General features: G+C 74.5%; 12 protein-coding genes. 10 read left to right on the forward strand and 2 right to left on the reverse strand.

Annotated elements, in window-relative coordinates; translation table 11 throughout:
- From ABT160_RS31535 to ABT160_RS31560, 6 genes are all read left to right on the forward strand, one after another.
- A partial coding sequence (locus tag ABT160_RS31535; RefSeq protein WP_351651343.1) for a serine/threonine kinase C-terminal domain-containing protein occupies nt 1-2,255 on the forward strand: 2,255 nt, incomplete at its 5' end.
- A gap of 92 nt (nt 2,256-2,347) precedes the next feature.
- A complete protein-coding gene (locus ABT160_RS31540; RefSeq protein WP_351651344.1) occupies nt 2,348-3,985 on the forward strand; it encodes a serine/threonine-protein kinase in 1,638 nt (545 codons plus the stop codon).
- A 37-nt stretch (nt 3,986-4,022) separates the two neighbouring features.
- Nucleotides 4,023-5,900, forward strand: a complete 1,878-nt coding sequence (locus ABT160_RS31545; RefSeq protein WP_351651345.1) for a serine/threonine-protein kinase — start codon at nt 4,023-4,025, stop codon at nt 5,898-5,900.
- A gap of 94 nt (nt 5,901-5,994) precedes the next feature.
- On the forward strand, nt 5,995-7,626 hold the full coding sequence (locus ABT160_RS31550) for a serine/threonine-protein kinase (protein ID WP_351651346.1): 1,632 nt from the start codon (nt 5,995-5,997) through the stop codon (nt 7,624-7,626).
- A 166-nt stretch (nt 7,627-7,792) separates the two neighbouring features.
- Complete coding sequence (locus tag ABT160_RS31555) at nt 7,793-9,406, forward strand: succinic semialdehyde dehydrogenase (protein WP_351651347.1); 1,614 nt, start codon at nt 7,793-7,795, stop codon at nt 9,404-9,406.
- A gap of 71 nt (nt 9,407-9,477) precedes the next feature.
- The gene (locus ABT160_RS31560) at nt 9,478-11,280 is read left to right on the forward strand and encodes a GMC oxidoreductase (RefSeq protein WP_351651348.1); all 1,803 of its coding nucleotides are present in this window, start codon (nt 9,478-9,480) and stop codon (nt 11,278-11,280) included.
- A gap of 91 nt (nt 11,281-11,371) precedes the next feature.
- Here ABT160_RS31560 and ABT160_RS31565 read toward each other — a convergent pair whose 3' ends face one another.
- The gene (locus tag ABT160_RS31565; RefSeq protein WP_351651349.1) at nt 11,372-12,418 is read right to left on the reverse strand and encodes an LPXTG cell wall anchor domain-containing protein; all 1,047 of its coding nucleotides are present in this window, start codon (nt 12,416-12,418) and stop codon (nt 11,372-11,374) included.
- Between the two features lie 350 nt (nt 12,419-12,768).
- Here ABT160_RS31565 and ABT160_RS31570 point away from each other — a divergent pair, with 350 nt between their 5' ends.
- On the forward strand, nt 12,769-14,301 hold the full coding sequence (locus ABT160_RS31570; protein ID WP_351651350.1) for a peptidase: 1,533 nt from the start codon (nt 12,769-12,771) through the stop codon (nt 14,299-14,301).
- Between the two features lie 20 nt (nt 14,302-14,321).
- Complete coding sequence (locus ABT160_RS31575; RefSeq protein ID WP_351651351.1) at nt 14,322-15,440, forward strand: hypothetical protein; 1,119 nt, start codon at nt 14,322-14,324, stop codon at nt 15,438-15,440.
- Between the two features lie 574 nt (nt 15,441-16,014).
- On the opposite strand, the gene ABT160_RS31580 is transcribed toward ABT160_RS31575, so the two are convergent.
- Nucleotides 16,015-16,341 (reverse strand): chorismate mutase, encoded by a 327-nt coding sequence (locus ABT160_RS31580; protein WP_351651352.1) that lies wholly within the window; start codon nt 16,339-16,341, stop codon nt 16,015-16,017.
- Nucleotides 16,342-16,869: 528 nt separating this feature from the next.
- Between ABT160_RS31580 and guaA the strand changes: the two genes are divergently transcribed.
- Together guaA and ABT160_RS31590 are read left to right on the forward strand one after the other, a co-directional pair.
- Complete coding sequence (guaA, locus tag ABT160_RS31585) at nt 16,870-18,447, forward strand: glutamine-hydrolyzing GMP synthase (RefSeq protein ID WP_351651353.1); 1,578 nt, start codon at nt 16,870-16,872, stop codon at nt 18,445-18,447.
- A 163-nt stretch (nt 18,448-18,610) separates the two neighbouring features.
- Nucleotides 18,611-19,429 (forward strand): class II aldolase/adducin family protein, encoded by an 819-nt coding sequence (locus ABT160_RS31590; RefSeq protein WP_351651354.1) that lies wholly within the window; start codon nt 18,611-18,613, stop codon nt 19,427-19,429.
- Nucleotides 19,430-19,505 lie beyond the last annotated feature (76 nt).

Consider the following 19,505-nt stretch of genomic DNA (forward strand, 5'->3'; position numbering starts at 1 on the left):
CCGCCTACCGGGCCGGGGCCCGCGCGGCCGCGGCCCGCGCCGCCGCGAGCGAGCCGGGCGCGGCGCCGGACGCCGGGGACCCGTACCAGCCGGGCGTCCCGGTCCCGTACGCGCGCGAGCCGTACGGACAGGAGGAGCAGTACGGGCAGGGGGAGCCGTACCCGGAGGGGGAGCAGCCGTACGGGTCGGAACAGCCGTACGGACAGCAGGAGCCGGAGCAGCCGTACGGACAGCAGGAGCCGGAGGGCCAGGAGGGCACGCACGCCCGGGACCCGTACGCCGAGGACCCCTACGCCCCTGACCCCTACGGGCCGGAGTCGTACGCCCCGGATCCGTACGCCCAAGAGCCGTACCCCCGGGACCCGTACGCCCCCGGTGGCGTTCCCGGCGACGAGGACGAGAGCACCACGCGCCTCCACCGCGGGCCCGCCGCTCCCGGCGCGTCCGTGCCCCGGCCGCCCGCCGCCGGTTCCTACGGCAGCGGTGCCATCAACCCGTACGAGAAGACGCCGTACGAGAAGACGCCGTACGACGAGATGCCGTACGACGAGACGCATGACGACGAGCCGCGGTACGAGAAAGAGGCGCCGCCCTCCCCGGCCGCCGGCTCCGGCGCCCCCGAGCCCGCCTGGTGGTCGCAGGCGCCCGACCGGGCGCCCGGGCCCGACGGCGCGTACGACGAGCACGAGGCGTACGGCGACGAGCACGAGGAGCACGACGAGCGGGGCGACGACGGCGAGGCGCCCCGCAGCGTCCACCTGACCGGCTCCTGGAGCGACGGACCCGGCGGACCCGAGGGCGCCGGCCCCGTCCCCGCCGGCGGCACCGGGGGCTTCCGCACGGACGCCCTGCGCGCCGACGCCCAGCGCCGCCTGCCCGCCCCCGCGCAGCCGCTGCCCGCCCAGGTCCCGGCCACCGGGCGCTGGGACGAGGTCGTGGGCGCGGGCGGTGCCCCGGCCTTCCGCGGCCCGGCCACCCCGCGCGAGGCCGAACGGGCCAGGCTCGCCCGGATCGCCGTGGTCGGCGCGGTCACCGAGCGCTGGGCGCCCGAACAGGCCGGACCGGTGCACGACACCTGGCAGCTGGCCCCGCCGATCGGCCCGGCCACCGACCTGTGGGCGCTGGGTGCGCTGCTCTACCGCGCCGTCCAGGGCCACGCCCCCTACCCGGAGGAGAACGCGGCGGAGCTGGTCCAGCTGGTGTGCGCGGAACCGCCCGCGTTCGCCGAGGACTGCGGCCCGCTGCGCCCGGTCGTGGAGTCGCTGCTGCGCCAGGACCCCACCGAGCGGCCCGACTTCGAGGAGCTGCGCGGCTGGCTGCGCTCGCTGATCCGCTCGGCGCCGGAGCCGGACGCGGGCATCGGGGTCGTACCGCTGCCGTCCGCGCCGACCGACGGCAGCAAGCTGCCGATCGTGCGGCGCCGGGGCGAACTGGTGCGCAAGCGGCGGGCCGGAGCGTCCGACGCGCACGGACGGCACCGGCACAAGAAGGTCAAGGAGCGCTCCCGGCGGGCCGAGCGTGAGGTCAGGGAGGTCAGGGAGGTCGCCGAGCGGCCGCCGAACCGCAAGCCGCGCTCGCTGGGCCGGATGCTGCTCCTGTTGATACTGCTGCTCCTGGCGGCGGCCGTGGCGTACGCGATGCTGTTCCTGCCCAGGAACGAGGGGACCAGTGGCGCGGGGAGCGAGCAGCCGGACCGGCCCGGGCAGTCGCAGCAACCCCAGCCGCAGCCGCAGGAGTCGACGCGCTCGCCGCAGCCGGAGCAGCCGCCCGCGGCGACCCCGCAGGGGCCCTCGCCGACGGTGGCCGCCGGTTACGTGCTGCGCAAGGACCCCGAGGGCTTCCAGCTGGCCGTGGACAAGAACTGGCGGCGCAGCCCGATCAACGACGCCGGGCAAGTGCGCTACACCAACGGCGACTTCACGCTGATCGTGGTGCCCGGCCGGGACACCGTGCAGAGCGGTGGCAGCGACCCGATGGCCTACCAGCGCACCAAGGAGCGCGAGCTGCAGCCCTGGCGCGACTCGGCCTGGGCCAGCGCCAGCGGGCTGCGCACCATCGACGTGGGCCAGCAGCACATGGCTGAGGGGCAGTTCACCTGGCAGGACGCGAGCGGGCGTGAAGTTTTCGTGCGCAATCTGGCGATGTTGGTCGGAGGGCGTTACCACGTGGTGCAGGTGATCGGTCCGGACGCGCAACGGGACAAGGTGTCGGAGGCGTATGCGCAGGCCACGAACTCGTACAAGGCGACCCGCTGACGCATCACAGTGAGGTTTCCTTGGCCGCCCCGATGTTCCGCCCCGCGCCCTGTCCTCCGTAACCTGGCAGTCGAAGGAACGGGCGGGGGCAAGTGGAACAGTCATCGACACCTCAGGGCGCGGGTCACGGCCTGGTGCTCGCCGGGCGCTACCGGCTCAGCGAGTCCATCGGCAGCGGTGGCATGGGCAAGGTCTGGCGGGCGCACGACGAGGTCCTGCACCGGATCGTCGCCGTCAAGGAACTGACGGCCGGTCGGTACGCGTCGGAGGCCGACCGGGTCGTCCTGGTCGAGCGCACGCGCAAGGAGGCCCGCGCCGCCGCCCGCATCACGCACCCCAGCGTGGTCACCGTCCACGACGTCCTTGAGCACGACGACCGGCCGTGGATCGTGATGCAGTACGTGGACGGGCCCTCGCTCGCCGAGGCGGCCAAGGAGCGCGGCAGCCTGGACCCGCGCGAGGCCGCCCGGGTCGGGCTGCACGTGCTCGGCGCGCTGCGCGCGGCGCACGGCGCGGGCGTGCTGCACCGCGACGTGAAGCCGGCCAACGTGCTGCTGGCGCGCGACGGCCGGGTGCTGATCACGGACTTCGGGATCGCCGCCATCGAGGGCGACTCCACCATCACCCGCACCGGCGAGATCGTCGGCTCCATCGACTACCTGGCGCCCGAGCGGGTGCGCGGCGGCGCCCCGGGACCGGCCTCGGACCTGTGGTCGCTGGGCGCGACGCTGTACGCGGCGGTGCAGGGCGAGTCGCCGTTCCGGCGGACCTCGCCGATCGAGACCATGCAGGCCGTGGTGACCGAGGAGCCGCCGGTCGCGCCGCGGGCGGGCGCGCTCGGCCCGGTCATCTCCGCGCTGCTGCGCAAGGAGCCCGACGAGCGGCCCGGCGCGGCCGAGGTCGAGCGGATGCTGCTGGACGCGATGGAGGGCCGGGCGCCGGCGGCCGCGCAGGCGTACGTGCCCACCCAGCGCCTCTCCGACCTGGACGCGCGCGCCGCGCTGCCCACCGGACGGCTGCCCGGCCCGCCCACCACGTCCGCCCCCGCTCCCGCCGCCGGGCGCCCGGGGCGCCGCTGGCGCACCGCCGTGCTCGTGGTGCTGCTCGCCGCGGTGGTCGGCACCGGCGCGGGCCTCGCGGGCATGTACTACGCCGACCGCGACCGGGAGCGCGGTTCGGCCTCGTCCGGCGGCGCGACGACCGGCGGCGGCGAGACCAGCCCGGCGCCGCGGAAGTCGTCCGGGAACACCGCGGACACCGCGGGCGGCGACGAGGTGCCGGCCGGCTGGCACCGGGTGCGCGACCCGGAGGGCTTCAGCCTGCTGGTGCCCAAGGGCTGGAAGCGGCAGCTGGACGGCAACCAGATCGACTACACCCCGGACAACGGCCGCCACCGCATCCGGATCAGCGTGGACGGCTCGCCGGACTTCGAGAACCCCTACGTGCACATGCTGGACGTGGAGAAGAGCCTGCGGAAGCGGCTGCCGCAGTACCAGCGGATGACCTTGCACTCCAACACCTTCCGCGACCAGGTCAAGTCCTGTCTGTGGGAGTTCACCTGGTCCGAGGAGAAGGACCATCCGGGCCCGCGGCGCGCGATCGACCAGGTCTACTACGCGGACGACGGAACCGAGTACGCGCTCTACATGTCCGGTCCTCAGGAGGACTGGGACACCACGCGCCAGCAGTTCGACGTGATGCTGCGCAGCTGGCGGCCCAAGGGCGCCTGACGCGGCCCGGGGACGGGCCCGACGAGGGGGAGTGGCAGTGTCCGAGCACACGGGGGACGGCGGGGCGCGCCTGATCGCGGGGCGGTACCGCGTCGAGGACCCCTTGGGGCGCGGCGGCATGGGCACGGTCCGCCGCGCGTACGACGAACTGCTCGGCCGGAGCGTCGCGGTCAAGGAACTGCACGTGGAGCGGGCGGGCGCCGACGCGACCGACACGATCCTGCGCGAGGCCCGCGCGGTGGCCCGGGTGCGCCACCCGCACGTGGTGGTGGTGCACGACGTGGTGGCCGAGGCGGGGCGGCCGTACCTGGTGATGGAGCTGGTCGAGGGCGCCACCCTGGGCGAACTGCTGGCCTCGCGTGGCCCGTTGCCGGTGGCGGAGGCGGCCGGGACCGGGCTCGCGCTGGCCGGTGCGCTGCGGGCGGCGCACGCGCTGGGCGTCTTCCACCGCGACCTGAAGCCCGCCAACGTGCTGGTGGAGGCGGCGACCGGGCGGGTGGTGCTCACCGACTTCGGCATCGCGCGGTTCGCCGGGGCGGCCACCCTGACCGAGACCGGCGCGTTCGTCGGCACGCCCGAGTACACGGCGCCGGAGCGGATGCAGGGGGCCCCGGCCGACGCGTCCGCCGACCTGTGGTCGCTCGGCGTGCTGCTGTGCGAGCTGGTGAGCGGGGAGTCGCCGTTCCGCAGGGACTCGCTGGGCGGGGTGGTGCACGCGGTGGTGGAGGGCGAGATCCGGCCGCCCGAGGCCGCGGGACCGCTGCTGCCCGTGGTACGGGGTCTGCTGGAGCGGGACCCGGGGGCCAGGTGGGACGGGGAGCGGGCGGAACGGCTGCTGCGGGAGGTGGCGCAGGGGCGGTCCGGGGAGCCGGTGCCGCACCCGCCGACGCTGTACGTACCGCCCGGCGGCGGGCGGCACGCGCCGGAACCGCACACCCCTGCGGCGCACACCCCGCCGCCGCCCCCCTCGCAACCGTCCACTCCACATCCGTACGTCCCCCAACCGCCCACCCCTCGACCACCTGCCCCTCAGCCGTCCAACCCGCATCCCTCCGGGTCACAGCCGTCCGTGTCACAACCGTCCGTGTCACTGCCGTACGCGCCGACGAGTTCCACCCCGGTCGCCTCGACGGCCCCGACCTCGCCGACCGTCCCGGGCGACGGCTCCGGCGGCCCGGAGCGCCGCCCCCCGCGCCGCCTCGCGCTGGTGGCCGGGGCGCTGGCGCTGGTGCTCGCCGGGGCGGGCGCGTCGGCCGCGGTGCTGCTGCACGACGGCGGCGGCGGACGCACTCCCGCCGCGCCGGGGACGAGCACGGGCACGGGCACGGACGCCAAGCCCGGCGGTACGCCGTCCCGGGCGTCCTCCTCCGCGCCCGCCCGCTCCGTACCCCCGTCCTCCGCGCCTCCCTCCTCCGCACCCCCTTCGCGCGCGCCGGAGCCGTCCGCCGGCACGGACGCGCCCGCCGACGCCCCCGACGGCTACCGCGCGGTGCGCGAGGAGCAGGGCTACTCGCTGGCCGTGCCCGAGGAGTTCGGGCGCTCCACCGACAAGGACGGCCGGGTCTTCTACATGTCGGCGGGCAAGACCTTCCGCATCGGCATCCGCCTGCACCCGAAGGTCTCCAGCGGGCCGCTCGGCGCGATGCGGATCTCCGATGCCAACGGGGCGGACACGAACCCCGGTTACCGCAACGGATCGGTCACGCCCACCACGCACAACGGACGGACCGCCGCCCTCTGGGAGTTCACCTGGAACGGCTACGACAAGGCCGAGGGGGCTCGGCACACCATGGACATCGCCTGGGACGAGGGAGGGTGGATGTACGACGTGTGGGTGTCCGCGCCGACCGGCCGACTGCCCGAGGCGCGGCGGTACTTCGACACCGTCCTCGACTCCTTCCGGGTCGGGTCCTGAGCCGGGGCGCGGGTGGCGGAGGGGGCGCGAGTGGCCGCTGCCACACCCGTCGCAACCGGTGGCGGGTGCACCCGTGCTTCGCGAGGATGTGCACATGACGAATGACGGGGGACGAGTGAACGAGCCGACCAGCTACGGACTCCAGCCGCCGGTCCCGCCGCAGCCGGGCGCCCACGAGCCCGCCCGGCACACCCCGGTCCACCAGGCGTCCCCCGTGCCGGAGGCGGGACCGGGGCGGACCATCGGGGGCCGCTACCGGCTGGTGTCGCGGCTCGGGCACGGCGGCATGGGCACGGTCTGGCGGGCCCACGACGAGGTCGTCGACCGTGACGTGGCCGTCAAGGAGCCGCGCGTGCCGGACCACCTGGGCGAGCGCGAGCGCACCAACGTCCACCTGCGCATGCAGCGCGAGGCGCGGGCCGCGGCCCGCATCGAGCACCCCTCCGTCGTCACCATGCACGACGTCGTCGTGGAGGACGGCAAGCCCTGGGTGGTCATGGAGCTGGTGCGCGGCCAGTCGCTCGGCGACCGCCTCCAGGAGGGCACCCTGGACCCGCGCGAGGCCGCCCGCATCGGCCTGGCGGTGCTCGGCGCGCTGGCCGCCGCCCACGAGGCGGGCGTGCTGCACCGGGACGTCAAGCCCGACAACGTACTGCTGGGCCGGGGCGACCGGGTCGTCCTCACCGACTTCGGCATCGCCCAGGTGGAGGGCGAGCAGGGGCTCACCGAGACCGGGGCGTTCGTCGGCTCGCCCGAGTACATCGCGCCCGAGCGGGTGCTGGGGCAGCGGCCGGGCCCCGAGTCGGACCTGTGGTCGCTGGGCGTGGTGCTGTACGCGGCCGTGGAGGGCGTCTCCCCCTACCGCCGCTCGCACACGCCGGCTACGCTCCAGGCGGTGCTCTCCGCCGAGCCCCAGGTCCCGTCCCGGGCCGTCGGCGCGCTGGGCACGCTGGTGATGCGGCTGCTGCGCAAGGACCCGGCGGCGCGGCCGACGGCGGCCGAGGCCCGCGAGGTCCTGGAGTCGGTGGCGCACCCTGCCCCGTCGGCCGCCGCCACCCGGCTGCTGCAGGGCGCCACCACGGGCGCCGGGGGCAGCCGCTGGGTACCGCCGGTCCTGGCTGGTCACCGGGGGCGGCAGTACGGGCTGCTCGCCGGGGTGGTGGCGGTGGCGGTCGCGCTGGTGCTGCTGCTGGCGAACCCGTTCGCGGGCCACCAGCTCCCCGACGGCTGGCAGGTGCGGCCGGAGAGCGAGGTGCTCCAGGCGGACGTGGCGGTGCCGAAGGACTACAAGCGCGCGCAGAGCGCCGACGACGGGGCGGTCTGGTTCAGGGACCCCAGCGGCGTCTTCGAGATCGACTTCTGGCGCACCGACACCAGGGCCGGGAACCGCAAGGACGACCCGGGCCCCGAGGGCGAGGCGTGGAAGGCCCGTTACGAGCGGGGCGGGCGCAACGAGCTGGAGATGAAGGACGCCAAGGTGACCCTGACGGCCACCGAGCATCAGGGCAGGAAGGCCGGCGAACTGGTCACCGACTTCCTCCCGTACAACACCAGCAGCAGCGACGAGGACCCGGTGCGCTACCGCTACCACGAGCTGCTGATCCCGGGGAAGAACGGCGTCTACTGGCAGATGCGGGTCAAGTCGCCCGCGGCGGGCACGGCGGCCGAGGACGGTCGGAAGCTGTTCGACGAGGTGCGCGCGGGGCTGTCGATCCAGGGTCCCTGACCCGGCCGGCCGCTTCCCGGCCACGCCGCCGGAATTCGGGTGCGACCGGGAACGAGCCCCTGATCAGCGGTTATGGAGCCAGCGATCGCTGGCGCGGTCGGCGGGTCGGCGAAAACTCGTTACCGACGGGTACCCAAGGCCCTCCGAGGGGCATACGCTCGCCCCCATGACGGACTCGCAGGCTGCCGCCACGCCCGGTACGAACCCGATAGCCCCCGCCCCGGCCGGTGCCCGCACCGCCGCCGACGTGGTCACGCCGGAGGTGGTCGCCCGGCTCGCGGGCGGCGTCACCGGCTCCGGGCGCACCGCCAACCACACCCCCTTCACCGGGGAGAAGCTGGCCGACCTGCCCGAGTCCACGCCCGAGGACGTCGCGGAGGCCTTCGAGCGGGCCCGCGCCGCCCAGCCCGTCTGGGCCGCCCTGCCCGTGCGCGAGCGCGCCGCCGTCCTGCTGCGCTTCCACGACCTGGTCCTCCAGCGCCAGTCCGAGGTCCTCGACCTGATCCAGCTGGAGACCGGCAAGGCCCGGCTGCACGCGCACGAGGAGGTCCAGGCCGTCGCCGTGGCCGCCCGCCACTACGGCCGCCGCGCCGCCGCCTACCTGAAGCCGAAGCGGCACACCGGGGTCGTACCGACCCTGACCAAGGTCACCGAACTGCGCCAGCCGCGCGGGGTGGTGGGCCAGATCGCGCCCTGGAACTACCCGCTGGAGCTCTCCGTCGGCGACGCCCTGCCCGCCTTCGTCTCGGGCAACGCGGTCGTCATGAAGCCCGACACCGAGACCGCGCTCACCGCCCTGTGGGCCCGCGACCTGCTGGTCGAGGCGGGCCTGCCCGCCGAGGTCTTCCAGGTCGTCCTGGGCGAGGGCCCGGTGGTCGGCCCCGAGGTCGTCCGGCACGCCGACTACGTCTCCTTCACCGGCTCCACCCGCACCGGCCGCGAGGTCGCCCAGGGCGCCGCCGCCCGCCTGGTCGGCGTCTCCCTCGAACTCGGCGGCAAGAACGCGATGCTGGTGCTGGCCGACGCGGACGTGGAGAAGGCCGCAGCGGGCGCGGTGCGGGCCTGCTTCTCCTCCGCCGGGCAGCTGTGCATCTCCATCGAGCGGCTGTACGTGCACGAGTCGGTCGCCGACGCGTTCGTGGAGCGGTTCGCCGCCCGGACCAGGGCCATGCGGCTGGGCAAGTCCCTGGCGTACGGCGCCGACATGGGCTCGCTGGTCGGCGAGCGCCAGCTGGAGACCGTCACCCGGCACGTCGAGGAGGCCGTCGCCAAGGGCGCCCGGCTGGTCGCGGGCGGCGTGGCGCGGCCCGACATCGGCCCGCTGTTCTACGAGCCGACCATCCTGGAGGACGTCGAGGCGCCGATGGCGGTGTGCGGCGAGGAGACCTTCGGACCGGTCGTCTCGATCTACCGCTTCAGCGACGAGGACGAGGTCGTCGAGGCCGCCAACGCCACCGCGTACGGCCTCAACTCCTCGGTGTGGACCAAGGACTCCCGGCGCGGGCACGCGGTCGCCGCCCGGCTGCGCACCGGCACCGTCAACATCAACGAGGGGTACGCGCCCGCCTACGGCAGCGTGCAGTCGCCGATGGGCGGCATGAAGGACTCCGGCCTCGGCCGCCGGCACGGCTCCGAGGGCATCCTCAAGTACACCGAGGCGCAGACCGTCGCCCAGCAGCGGCTGATCCCGCTCGCCCCGTCGTTCGGCATGGACGACGAGAAGTACGCGGCGTTCATGACCCGCTCGCTGAAGGCGATGAAGGCCCTGCGGCTGCGCTGAGGCCCCGCCGCACCCGCGGCGGCCCGTCGTGCCCGTACCCGTACACGTACGCGCTTCGTTCAAGGAGAGCCATGACGCAGGTACCCCCTGCCCAGAATGCGGACGACCCCTCGTACGACTACGACGTCCTCGTCGTCGGATCGGGCTTCGGCGGCTCGGTCTCGGCCCTGCGGCTGACCGAGAAGGGCTACCGCGTCGGCGTCCTGGAGGCGGGCCGCCGCTTCACCCGCGCCACGCTGCCCCGCAACTCCTGGGACGTGAAGAACTACCTGTGGGCGCCCGCGCTCGGCCTGTACGGCATCCAGCGCGTCCACCTGCTGGGCAACGTGATGGTGCTCGCGGGCGCGGGGGTGGGCGGCGGTTCGCTCAACTACGCCAACACCCTCTACGTACCGCCGAAGGCGTTCTTCGAGGATCCGCAGTGGGCCGGCGTCACCGACTGGCAGGAGGAGCTGGCCCCGTACTACGACCAGGCCAAGCGGATGCTCGGGGTGCGGCTCAACCCGACCATGACGCCCTCCGACGTCCACCTGAAGGCCACCGCCCAGGCGATGGGCGTGGGGGACACCTTCCACCTGGCCCCGGTCGGCGTCTTCTTCGGCGACGGCGAGGACGCCGACGGCACGTCGAGGACCCGCCCCGGCAAGGAGGTCGCCGACCCCTACTTCGGCGGCGCGGGCCCCTCCCGGCGGGCCTGCACCGAGTGCGGCGAGTGCATGACCGGCTGCCGCCACGGCGCCAAGAACACCCTCAACGAGAACTACCTCTACCTCGCCGAGAAGGCCGGGGCCGTGGTCCACCCGATGACCACGGTCACCTCGGTGCGCGACACCGGCGCGGGCTTCGAGGTCGTGACCGTCCCCACCGACCGGCGCAAGGCCGCGCCGCGCGTGCTGCGGGCCCGCAACGTGGTCGTCGCCGCCGGCACGTACGGCACCCAGACCCTGCTGCACCGGATGCGCGACGAGGGCGTGCTGCCCCGGCTCTCGGACCGGCTCGGCCACCTCACCCGCACCAACTCCGAGGCCCTGGTCGGCTCGCAGACCACCGACCGCCGCTACCGGCACAAGCACGGCGCGGCGAAGGCGGAGTTCTGGAAGGGCGTGGCCATCACGTCCTCCATCCACCCCGACGCCAGCACCCACATCGAGCCGGTGCGCTACGGCAAGGGCTCCAACGCGATGGGCGCCCTCTCCGTCCTCCAGGTCCCCTACGGCGTCAACCGGGTGCGCTCCTGGCTCGGCAACGTCGCCCGGCACCCCACCCTCGCGGTGCGCTCGCTCTCCAACTACCGCTGGTCGGAGCGGACCATCATCGGCCTGGTGATGCAGTCCCTGGACAACTCGCTGACCACCTACCGCAAGCAGGACGGCATCGGCAAGGGCCTGTTGACGGCCCGTCAGGGCCATGGCGCGCCCAACCCCAAGCAGATCGAGGCGGGCACCCGGGCGGCCTCGCTGCTCGCCGCCGAGATCAACGGCTTCGCCGGGTCCAACGTCGGCGAGCTGATGGGCACCCCGCTCACTGCGCACTTCCTGGGCGGCTGCGTGATCGGCGACTCCGCGGAGACCGGGGTCATCGACCCGTACCACCGCGCGTACGGACACCCCGGCCTGTCCGTCGTCGACGGCTCGGCGGTCTCCGCGAACCTCGGCGTGAACCCGTCCCTCACGATCACCGCGCAGGCCGAGCGGGCCATGTCCTTCTGGCCCAACAAGGGCGAGCCGGACCAGCGCCCGGAGCAGGGCGGGGCGTACGTGCGCCTGGCGGCGGTCGAGCCGAAGTCCCCGGCGGTCCCGGCGGACGCCTTCGGCGCCCTGCGGCTGCCGTTCCTGGGGATGCCGCAGGTGCGGCGGGCGGAGGCGGGGGAGTAGTAGGAGCGCCGGACGTGCGAAAGGGCGCCGGACGTGCGGAAGGGGCGCTGCACCCCCCTCCGAGTGCAGCGCCCCTTCCGGTCTGTGGGGGTTACGCGGTCGCGTCACCCTTGCGGCGCTTCAGCGCGAAGACGACCCCGGCGCCCGCCAGGACCGCCACGCCACCGGTGATGCCGATGGCGGGGAGGGCGGAGGAGGAGCCGGTCTCGGCGAGGTTGCCGGTCATGTTGCTGTTGGTGCCGGGCGCGGGCTTCTTGTTCGGAATGGGCGTCTTGCCGCCCTCCTGGGGCTTGGTGCCCTCGGTGTCCGTGCCGGACTTCACGATCTTGAAGCGGTACGCGGTCTGGCCGCCGGCCGTGACGCAGCCCGTCTCCTCATCCAGGGCGAAGCCCGCGCCGAGCGTGAAGCCGTCGCCCACCGGGGCGTTCGCCTTGACGTTGACGCGCAGCGGGATGTCGACCTCGTAGCCGGGCTTGAGCGCGTCGCTCTCGCCGACGTAGCCGACGGCCTGGCCGTCCTCGTCGAGGCGCTCCCACTTCTTCGCGTCCGGGTTGTACGCCTGGAGCTCGACCTTCTTGGTCTTGAAGAGCTCGACGCCGTCCTTGTCGGCCGAGGCGCCGGCGAAGTACGCGATGTTCTTGACCGTCGTGGTCTTCGACGGGTTGAAGACGTTCACCTTGAACTTGTGCCAGCCGCTGCCCGCGGCGATCTTGCCGGGCAGGCCGGTGATCGAGAGCTTCAGCTCGACCGGCTCGGTCTCGCAGACGGGCTCGTCGTCGCCCTCTTCGTCCTCGTCCCCGGGCTTCGGCTCGGGCTTCGGCTTCGTCTCGTCGGCGGGCTTGCCGGGCTTGTCGCCGGGCTTCTCCGCACCCGGCTTCTCACCGGGCTTCTCCGTACCGGGCTTCCCCGCGTCCTCGCCCGGCTTGTCGCCCGGCTTCTCGCCCTCGGAGGGCTTGTCCGCGGGCTTGTCGGCGGGCTTGTCGGTCTCCGGGTTCTCCGGGGTCCCCTCCGACCCGGAGGTGGAGACCGTGGCGGCGCCCGCGCCCTCGGTGGCGAACGCGGCCGGGGCGGCGAGCAGAGCGGCGGGGGCGATGGCGGCGGTCGCGGCGGCGACCGCTATCGCGCGGCGGAGCTTCATCAAGACCTCGGGAGAGTTCTGGCGGGCCGTTGGGTGCACGGCACGGTTCCGGAGGCCCTCCCCGGGGTGGGGGCGTCACGGGTGGGGCCGGTGTTTCGCATTGCATGACCCGTGACCTGCGCAATTGGTTGTACATCAACTCACACAGAATTTATGTGGCCTGCGTCACTCGGTGCTTTTGGGCGCATCCGCGCCTTCCGTGCCCGGCGCGGGTCCGTCTCCGGGGTCGGCCGCCCCGCCCCGCCCCGACCGTTCCCGCATCGTGATCTTCCGCCGTACAACCTCCGCCCGCCCGGCGCGGTCGAACACCCGGCCCCCCGCACCTGCCCACACGCCCGAGGTCCCGCCCCATGACCCGCCCCGCCCTCGCCCTCGCCGCCGGCGCGCTGTTCGCCTTCGCGGCCACGGCCGCCACCGCCCCCGCGCACGCCGCCGACCCGGCCCCCGCCCTCACCGGCCCCGCCGAGGTCGTCCTGCAGCCGCGCCCCGCGAGCGGCGAGCCCGTGCGCGCCGCGCTCGACGTGGCCCTCGACGCCCCCGACGCGCCGGGCGACGGCGCGTACACCGTCACCTTCGACCTGCGCGGACTCGCGGGCGTCGCCGAGGCGCGCTTCGCCCCGGGCGTGGGCCACTGCGTCCTGACGGGGACCGAGGGCGTGTGCACGGGCAGCGGTACGGGGCCGGTGGCGCGGCTCGAACTCGCCACGGCCCGAGGCGCGTTGCCCGGAGCGACCGGAACCGTCCGGGCCACCGGCGCGATCGGCGGGAGCGCCGTCGCCCCGCTCTCGACCCGGGTCGCGGTGGGCGCCCCCGACCTGGTGATGGAGCCGCTGCGGCTGAAGCGCGACGTGAAGCCCGGCGAGTCCCAGCCCGCGGCGCTGACCTTCGCCAACGAGGGCGCGGCCGACGCCCGGGGGGTGCTCCTCACGCTGCGCTGGTCGCACGGCCTGGACGTCCCGCAGCGCTACGACAACTGCGCGTACGACGAGGACGCGACGGGGACCACGGTGCGCTGCGCGGTGGAGGGGGTGTTCGAGGCGGGCGCCGCCTACCAGCTGGCCGAGCCGCTGACCGTACGTGCCCAACGGCACGCGTACCACGAGGAGTTCGTCTATCGGATCGAGGAACTGGCGCTCGGGCCCGGCGCCCGGTCCCGCTCCGCGCTCGGCTTCACCGGCGGCGGGGGTGCGGGAACCCTCACCCTCGAGAAGCAGGCGGCGCGGGTGACGTCACGCGAGTCGGCGGGACGCGGGGAGCAGCGCGACGAGCTGCGGGCGGCCAACACGGCGGACTTCGCGGCGTACGGCGCGCGGGCCGAACTGCCGGGGGAGGGCGGGACGGTGCGCATCGCCGTGGGCGTGCGCAACCGCGGCCCGGCCTGGATCGCGGACCTGCGCGGCGCCACCGTCGACGTACGCCTGCCGCAGGGCACGCGGGCGGTGGCGAGCCCCGCCAACTGCCGCGCGGTACAGGGCAATCGCTACACCTGTACGCTCCCCGGCGCCGTCCATGAGGACGCGGACCTCCGCCTCCCCTTCACGCTGAAGGCCGACCGGGTGGTGCCCGGCGCGCGCGGCACGGTCACCGTGACCGGCCCACTGCCCTTCGACCGCCGCCCCGCCAACGACACGGCGTACATCCTCCTCAACGCCACCGCACAGGGCGGGACTTCTGGAGGCGACTCTGGTACGACCGGCGGCACGGCCACTCCCGTGGCCACCGCCACCCCGTCGCCCGGCAGCACGCCGGGCGGCGCCGCACCGCGTTCCGGGGCCCTCGCGGCCACCGGCACGGACAGTCTGCTCGCCACGGGGGCGGGCCTGGCCGCGCTCGGCGCGGGCGCCGCGGTCCTCGCGACCGCGCGCCGCCGCGCCCGGGCGTAGGGAAGGAACGGAGTACGACCATGCCCGAGCAGCACGCGCGCGGATCCGGATCCGGGGAGGAGCCGGTCCCGGACGACGTCTGGCAGCGGTTCCTGGAGGACAGCGAGCGGGACATCCGCGCGTCGGCGCCCAAGGAGCCGTCGGCCCGCGCCCGTATGGTCACCGAACGGCTCCGCCAGGAGGCCGAGCAGCCCGCGCCGTGGCGCGGCCCGACCGCCCGCCCGCGCCGCCGGCGCCGCTGGCTCGCGGTCGTCGGGGTGCTGCTCGCCGCGCTGGCGGCGCTGATCGCGATGAAGCCGTCGCTGGTCACGGACCTGGTGTCGGCCGACGGGCCCTCCGCCGGGCCGTCCGCGCTGCCGCCCGAGACGGCCGCGCCCTCGGCGCCGCCACCGTCGGACGACCCGGAGGAGCCCACGCTCAAGGAGCCGTTCCGCGGCTCGCCCGCCGAGCGGTACGCGGACGGGGCGGCCGGCATCGAACTGCCCGCAGCCCGCGCGGTCGGCGCCCTGTCCGCGGGCGAGGTCGCCAAGGCCCTGGCCCGCGCCAAGGACTTCCTGGTCGACGCGAACCTGGACCCGGAGACGCTGCGCGGCGGCAGCCCGGAGACGGCGCTGGCACTGGTGGACCCGAAGCAGCGGGGTCAGCTGGACGGGATGAACCGCGCGCTGCGCACCCCGACCACGGACAACGACCCGCTCTCCTACTTCAGCCGCTTCGACCCGCAGGTGACCCTGGCGGGCCCGGTGGTGAAGACGCGCGGCCGGATGACGTACGCCCCCGACGGCAAGGGCGGCCTGACGATCCACACCGACTTCACCTTCGTCTACCCGCTGGTGAAGTCGACCCCGGGCGCCACGGAGGTGGCCCGCACGATCGTGCGCAGGGTCATCGACTTCGAGGCGCTGAACCCGGCGAAGTACCAGGCGACGCCCGGCAGGCTGGCGCTGGGCAAGGTCAGCCAGGACACGGGCAACTCCGAATGCGGCACGCACGACGGCTTCCTGCACCCGCGCTTCCCCTCGGACGCCCCCACCGGTCCGACCCCGTCGGGCACCCCGGTCGACCCCTACGACCGCAGCAAGCCGCTCCCGACGACGACCGGCTCCCCCGACGCGTGCGGGACGCTGACGAGGACCTGAGGGCCGGTACGCAGCCGGAGGCCCCGGTCTTCCGTGACCGGTGCCGGGAGCACGTGCGAGGGCCCCGCCGACATCCCGTCCGCGGGGCCCTGGCCGTCAGCACCGGCGTCAGGGCTGCGCCGGTGCCGGAGGCGGCGCCGGGGGGGTAGCGCCGCTCTGTGGTGCTGGTTCCGAGGGTGCGCACGGGACCCCGCCGGGCGGTGTTCCGTACGGTCAACTGGCTTGTGCTGGGAGGGACTCGGGCTTTTCTCGCATCGTGCTGGACGGCTGCGTACCGCGCAACCGTCCGGACCGGATGCGGTCGGCCCCGGGCGTCCCCGGAACCGACCGCCCTTATGGGGTGACCGGGCTGCTGTCCCCTGCCGTCCGGTCACGCGCGCTGGGGCGAGGTCCCACGACGCACCAGGGGTGCGTCACACGCTCCAGCGGAGCCACGCGTGGTTTTTTCGGGCCCGCCCCTGGATGGCACGGACAACCTCACCAACGAAGCCGCGCACGGCCGGGTCACGCGCCGTACGGGTGACGGCGTCCGAACGTCCGTCCCCCGCACACGCCGCCAGCCCCCTCGGAGACGTCAGACCCGGCCCCGCGACAGCTCCAGGAGCGTCATCGCCAGGGCGGTGCCCGGCTTGCCCAGGGCCTGGCGGTAGCGGGTGAGGACCTCCGTCTCGCGCGCCAGGTTCACGCGCCGCCCGCCCGAGGTGATGCGGGCCTCCTGGATGACGGCCGAGACGGCCATCCGTTCCTGGATCAGGCCGATGATCCGGTCGTCCAGCGTGTCGATGTGCTCCCGGGCGCCGGTGATCAGCTCGGCGGCCGACTCGGTGCGGGCGCCGGTCTTCTCGGCGGGGGTCGCGGCGGTGGAGGGGGCGGGGGAGGCAGAGGTGGTGGTGGCGGTCATGGTGGGCTCCTCGGTGCGATGCGGATCGGTTCGGATCGGATCGGACGGTTCGGCGGGGGAGCCCCTGGTCGGCGCGGACCGGGAAACGACAGGCGCCCCGGGCCTTGTCGGCCCGGGGCGCCTGGGAAGTCGCTTGTCAGTTGCTCAAGCAGCACGACCATGGCACCGGACGGGCCGGGTGCCATAGGTAAAGACGTAGGTCTGGTGCTTGCGCATGGGCCCAGTATGCCCCCGCCCCCGCCCGCCCGCGCAAACCCGCCCGCATGCTGGACCCGCGACGATGGGACCCGGGACGGTGGAACCGGGGACGGTGGAACCCGGGACGGACGGCGGACCCGGGCCGGACCCCCGCCCCGCCCCCCGCCCCGTCCGTCATCCCGTCCGTCGTCCCGCGCGCCCCCCTCGCGCCGTGCGCGCGGTCCCGCACCCCCGTCCCCGTACCGGCTCCGGATGATGCGACGAAGCGCGCCCCGGGCGCCCCGGTAGAATCGACAAAACCGACCCCCTCCCTCCGCCGGAAGGCCGCCAGTGTCATCAGCGTCCCCCGCTGCCGCGCCCGACGTCGTCCTCGTCGTCGACTTCGGCGCGCAGTACGCCCAGCTCATCGCCCGCCGCGTCCGCGAGGCCCGGGTCTACAGCGAGATCGTCCCGTCCACGATGCCCGTGGCCGAGATGCTGGCGAAGAACCCGAAGGCGATCATCCTCTCCGGCGGTCCCTCGTCGGTGTACGCGGAGGGCGCCCCGCGCCTGGACCGCGCGCTCTTCGAGGCCGGGGTCCCGGTCTTCGGCATGTGCTATGGCTTCCAGCTGATGGCCCAGAGCCTCGGCGGCACCGTCGACGACAACGGCGCCCGCGAGTACGGCCGCACCCAGCTGCACGTCTCCAGGGCCGGCTCCACCCTCTTCGAGGGCACCCCGGTCGAGCAGTCGGTGTGGATGTCGCACGGCGACGCCTGCTCCGCCGCCCCCGAGGGCTTCGCCGTGACCGCGTCCACCGACGTCGTCCCGGTCGCCGCCTTCGAGAACGACGAGAAGAAGCTGTACGGCGTCCAGTACCACCCCGAGGTGCTGCACTCCACGCACGGCCAGCAGATCCTGGAGCACTTCCTCTACCGCGGCGCCGGCATCGAGCCCAGCTGGACCACCGGCAACGTGATCGAGGAGCAGGTCGCCGCGATCCGTGCCCAGGTCGGCTCCAAGCGCGCCATCTGCGGCCTGTCCGGCGGCGTCGACTCCGCGGTGGCCGCGGCCCTCGTCCAGAAGGCCATCGGCGACCAGCTGACCTGCGTGTACGTCGACCACGGCCTGATGCGCAAGGGCGAGACCCAGCAGGTCGAGAAGGACTTCGTCGCCGCGACCGGCGCGCGCCTGGTCGTCGTGGACGCGGAGAAGCGCTTCCTGGACGCCCTGGCCGGCGTCTCCGACCCGGAGACCAAGCGCAAGATCATCGGCCGGGAGTTCATCCGCGTCTTCGAGCAGGCGCAGCTGGAGATCCTCCAGGAGGAGGGTCCCGAGGTCGCGTTCCTGGTCCAGGGCACCCTGTACCCGGACATCGTCGAGTCCGGCGGCGGCACCGGCACCGCCAACATCAAGTCGCACCACAACGTCGGCGGGCTGCCCGACGACATCGAGTTCGAGCTCGTCGAGCCGCTGCGCCAGCTGTTCAAGGACGAGGTCCGGATGGTCGGCCAGGAGCTCGGCCTGCCCGAGGAGATCGTCCAGCGCCAGCCGTTCCCCGGCCCCGGCCTGGGCATCCGCATCGTCGGCGAGGTCACCAAGGAGCGCCTGGACCTGCTGCGCGACGCCGACGCCATCGCCCGCGAGGAGCTGACGGCGGCCGGTCTGGACCGCGAGATCTGGCAGTGCCCGGTCGTGCTGCTCGCCGACGTCCGCTCGGTCGGCGTCCAGGGCGACGGCCGCACCTACGGCCACCCGATCGTGCTGCGCCCGGTGTCCTCCGAGGACGCCATGACGGCCGACTGGACCCGCATGCCGTACGAGGTCCTGGCCAAGATCTCGACCCGGATCACCAACGAGGTCAAGGACGTCAACCGGGTCGTCCTCGACGTGACGAGCAAGCCCCCGGGGACGATCGAGTGGGAGTAGCACGCGACCGGTAGGCCCATGCGTGTGGCCTGCCGCGTGCTGAGCGAAGCCGCCGTTCCCGTTCCGGGGCGGCGGCTTCGTCGTATCCCCGCAGCGCCCGCCTCCGTACCGAACTCCTGTGATCTCTCTGGCCAGTTCACGGACGCGCGGTTACCTTCCCGCCATGACAGCCCAGACGCCCGGGCCCCCGCCCCCTCCCGCGCCCGCCTCGCCGCCCGACCCCGTCCCCGTCGAGCGGCTGGGCTTCGCCATGCCGCCGGTGCACCGATCCGCGGCCGAGGAGCGCGCGTACCGCAAGGAGCGGCTCTCGGCCGCGCTGCGGCTCTTCGGGCGCCTGGGGTACGAGGACGGGGTGGCCGGTCACGTCACCGCGCGGGACCCGGAGTTCGCCGACTGCTACTGGGTCAACCCGTTCGGGGAGCCCTTCGGGGCGCTCGGCCCCGACGACCTGCTCCTGGTCGACGGCGACGGCCGGGTCCGGGAGGGCACCCGCCGGGTCAACCAGGCCGCGTTCGTGGTGCACGCCGAGGTGCACCGGGCCCGGCCCGACGCGGTGGCCGTGGCGCACTGCCACTCGACGTACGGGCGGGCGCTGGCCGCGCTCGGCGAGCTCCTGGAGCCGATCACCCAGGAGGCGTGCGCCTTCTACGAGGACCACGCGCTGTACGACGCGTACACCGGCGTCGCCGTCGACCCGGGCGAGGGCCGTCGCGTCGCCGCCGCGCTGGGGGAGCGCAAGGCGCTGGTGCTGCGCAACCACGGGCTGCTCACGGTGGGCGGCTCGGTGGACGCGGCGGCCTGGTGGTTCGTGGCGATGGAGCGGTGCAGCGAGGTGCAGCTGGCCGCGCGGGCGGCCGGGAAGCCGCTGCGCATCGACCACCGGGACGCGGTGGCCACCCGTGAGCAGCTGGGCAGCGACCTGGTGGCCTGGGTGAGCTACCAGCCGCTGTGGCGCCGATACTGCGGCGAGGGGCTCGGGTAGCCGGGGCGGCGGGCCGCTCCGTTGGAGCGGCTGCGGATCGAGGGCACCCGGCCGTGGCGCCCGGGTGACCCGGCGG

The organism is Streptomyces sp. NPDC001941 (genome assembly GCF_040296945.1).
Lineage (GTDB): Bacteria > Actinomycetota > Actinomycetes > Streptomycetales > Streptomycetaceae > Streptomyces.

Bases quoted from the DNA above. Each gene is read 5' to 3' on its own strand.
- ABT160_RS31555 (WP_351651347.1), top strand. From the start codon at position 7,793: ATGACGGACTCGCAGGCTGCCGCCACGCCCGGTACGAACCCGATAGCC.
- ABT160_RS31565 (WP_351651349.1), bottom strand. From the start codon at position 12,418: ATGAAGCTCCGCCGCGCGATAGCGGTCGCCGCCGCGACCGCCGCCATC.
- ABT160_RS31550 (WP_351651346.1), top strand. From the start codon at position 5,995: ATGACGAATGACGGGGGACGAGTGAACGAGCCGACCAGCTACGGACTC.
- ABT160_RS31570 (WP_351651350.1), top strand. From the start codon at position 12,769: ATGACCCGCCCCGCCCTCGCCCTCGCCGCCGGCGCGCTGTTCGCCTTC.
- ABT160_RS31575 (WP_351651351.1), top strand. From the start codon at position 14,322: ATGCCCGAGCAGCACGCGCGCGGATCCGGATCCGGGGAGGAGCCGGTC.
- ABT160_RS31590 (WP_351651354.1), top strand. From the start codon at position 18,611: ATGACAGCCCAGACGCCCGGGCCCCCGCCCCCTCCCGCGCCCGCCTCG.
- ABT160_RS31580 (WP_351651352.1), bottom strand. From the start codon at position 16,341: ATGACCGCCACCACCACCTCTGCCTCCCCCGCCCCCTCCACCGCCGCG.
- ABT160_RS31560 (WP_351651348.1), top strand. From the start codon at position 9,478: ATGACGCAGGTACCCCCTGCCCAGAATGCGGACGACCCCTCGTACGAC.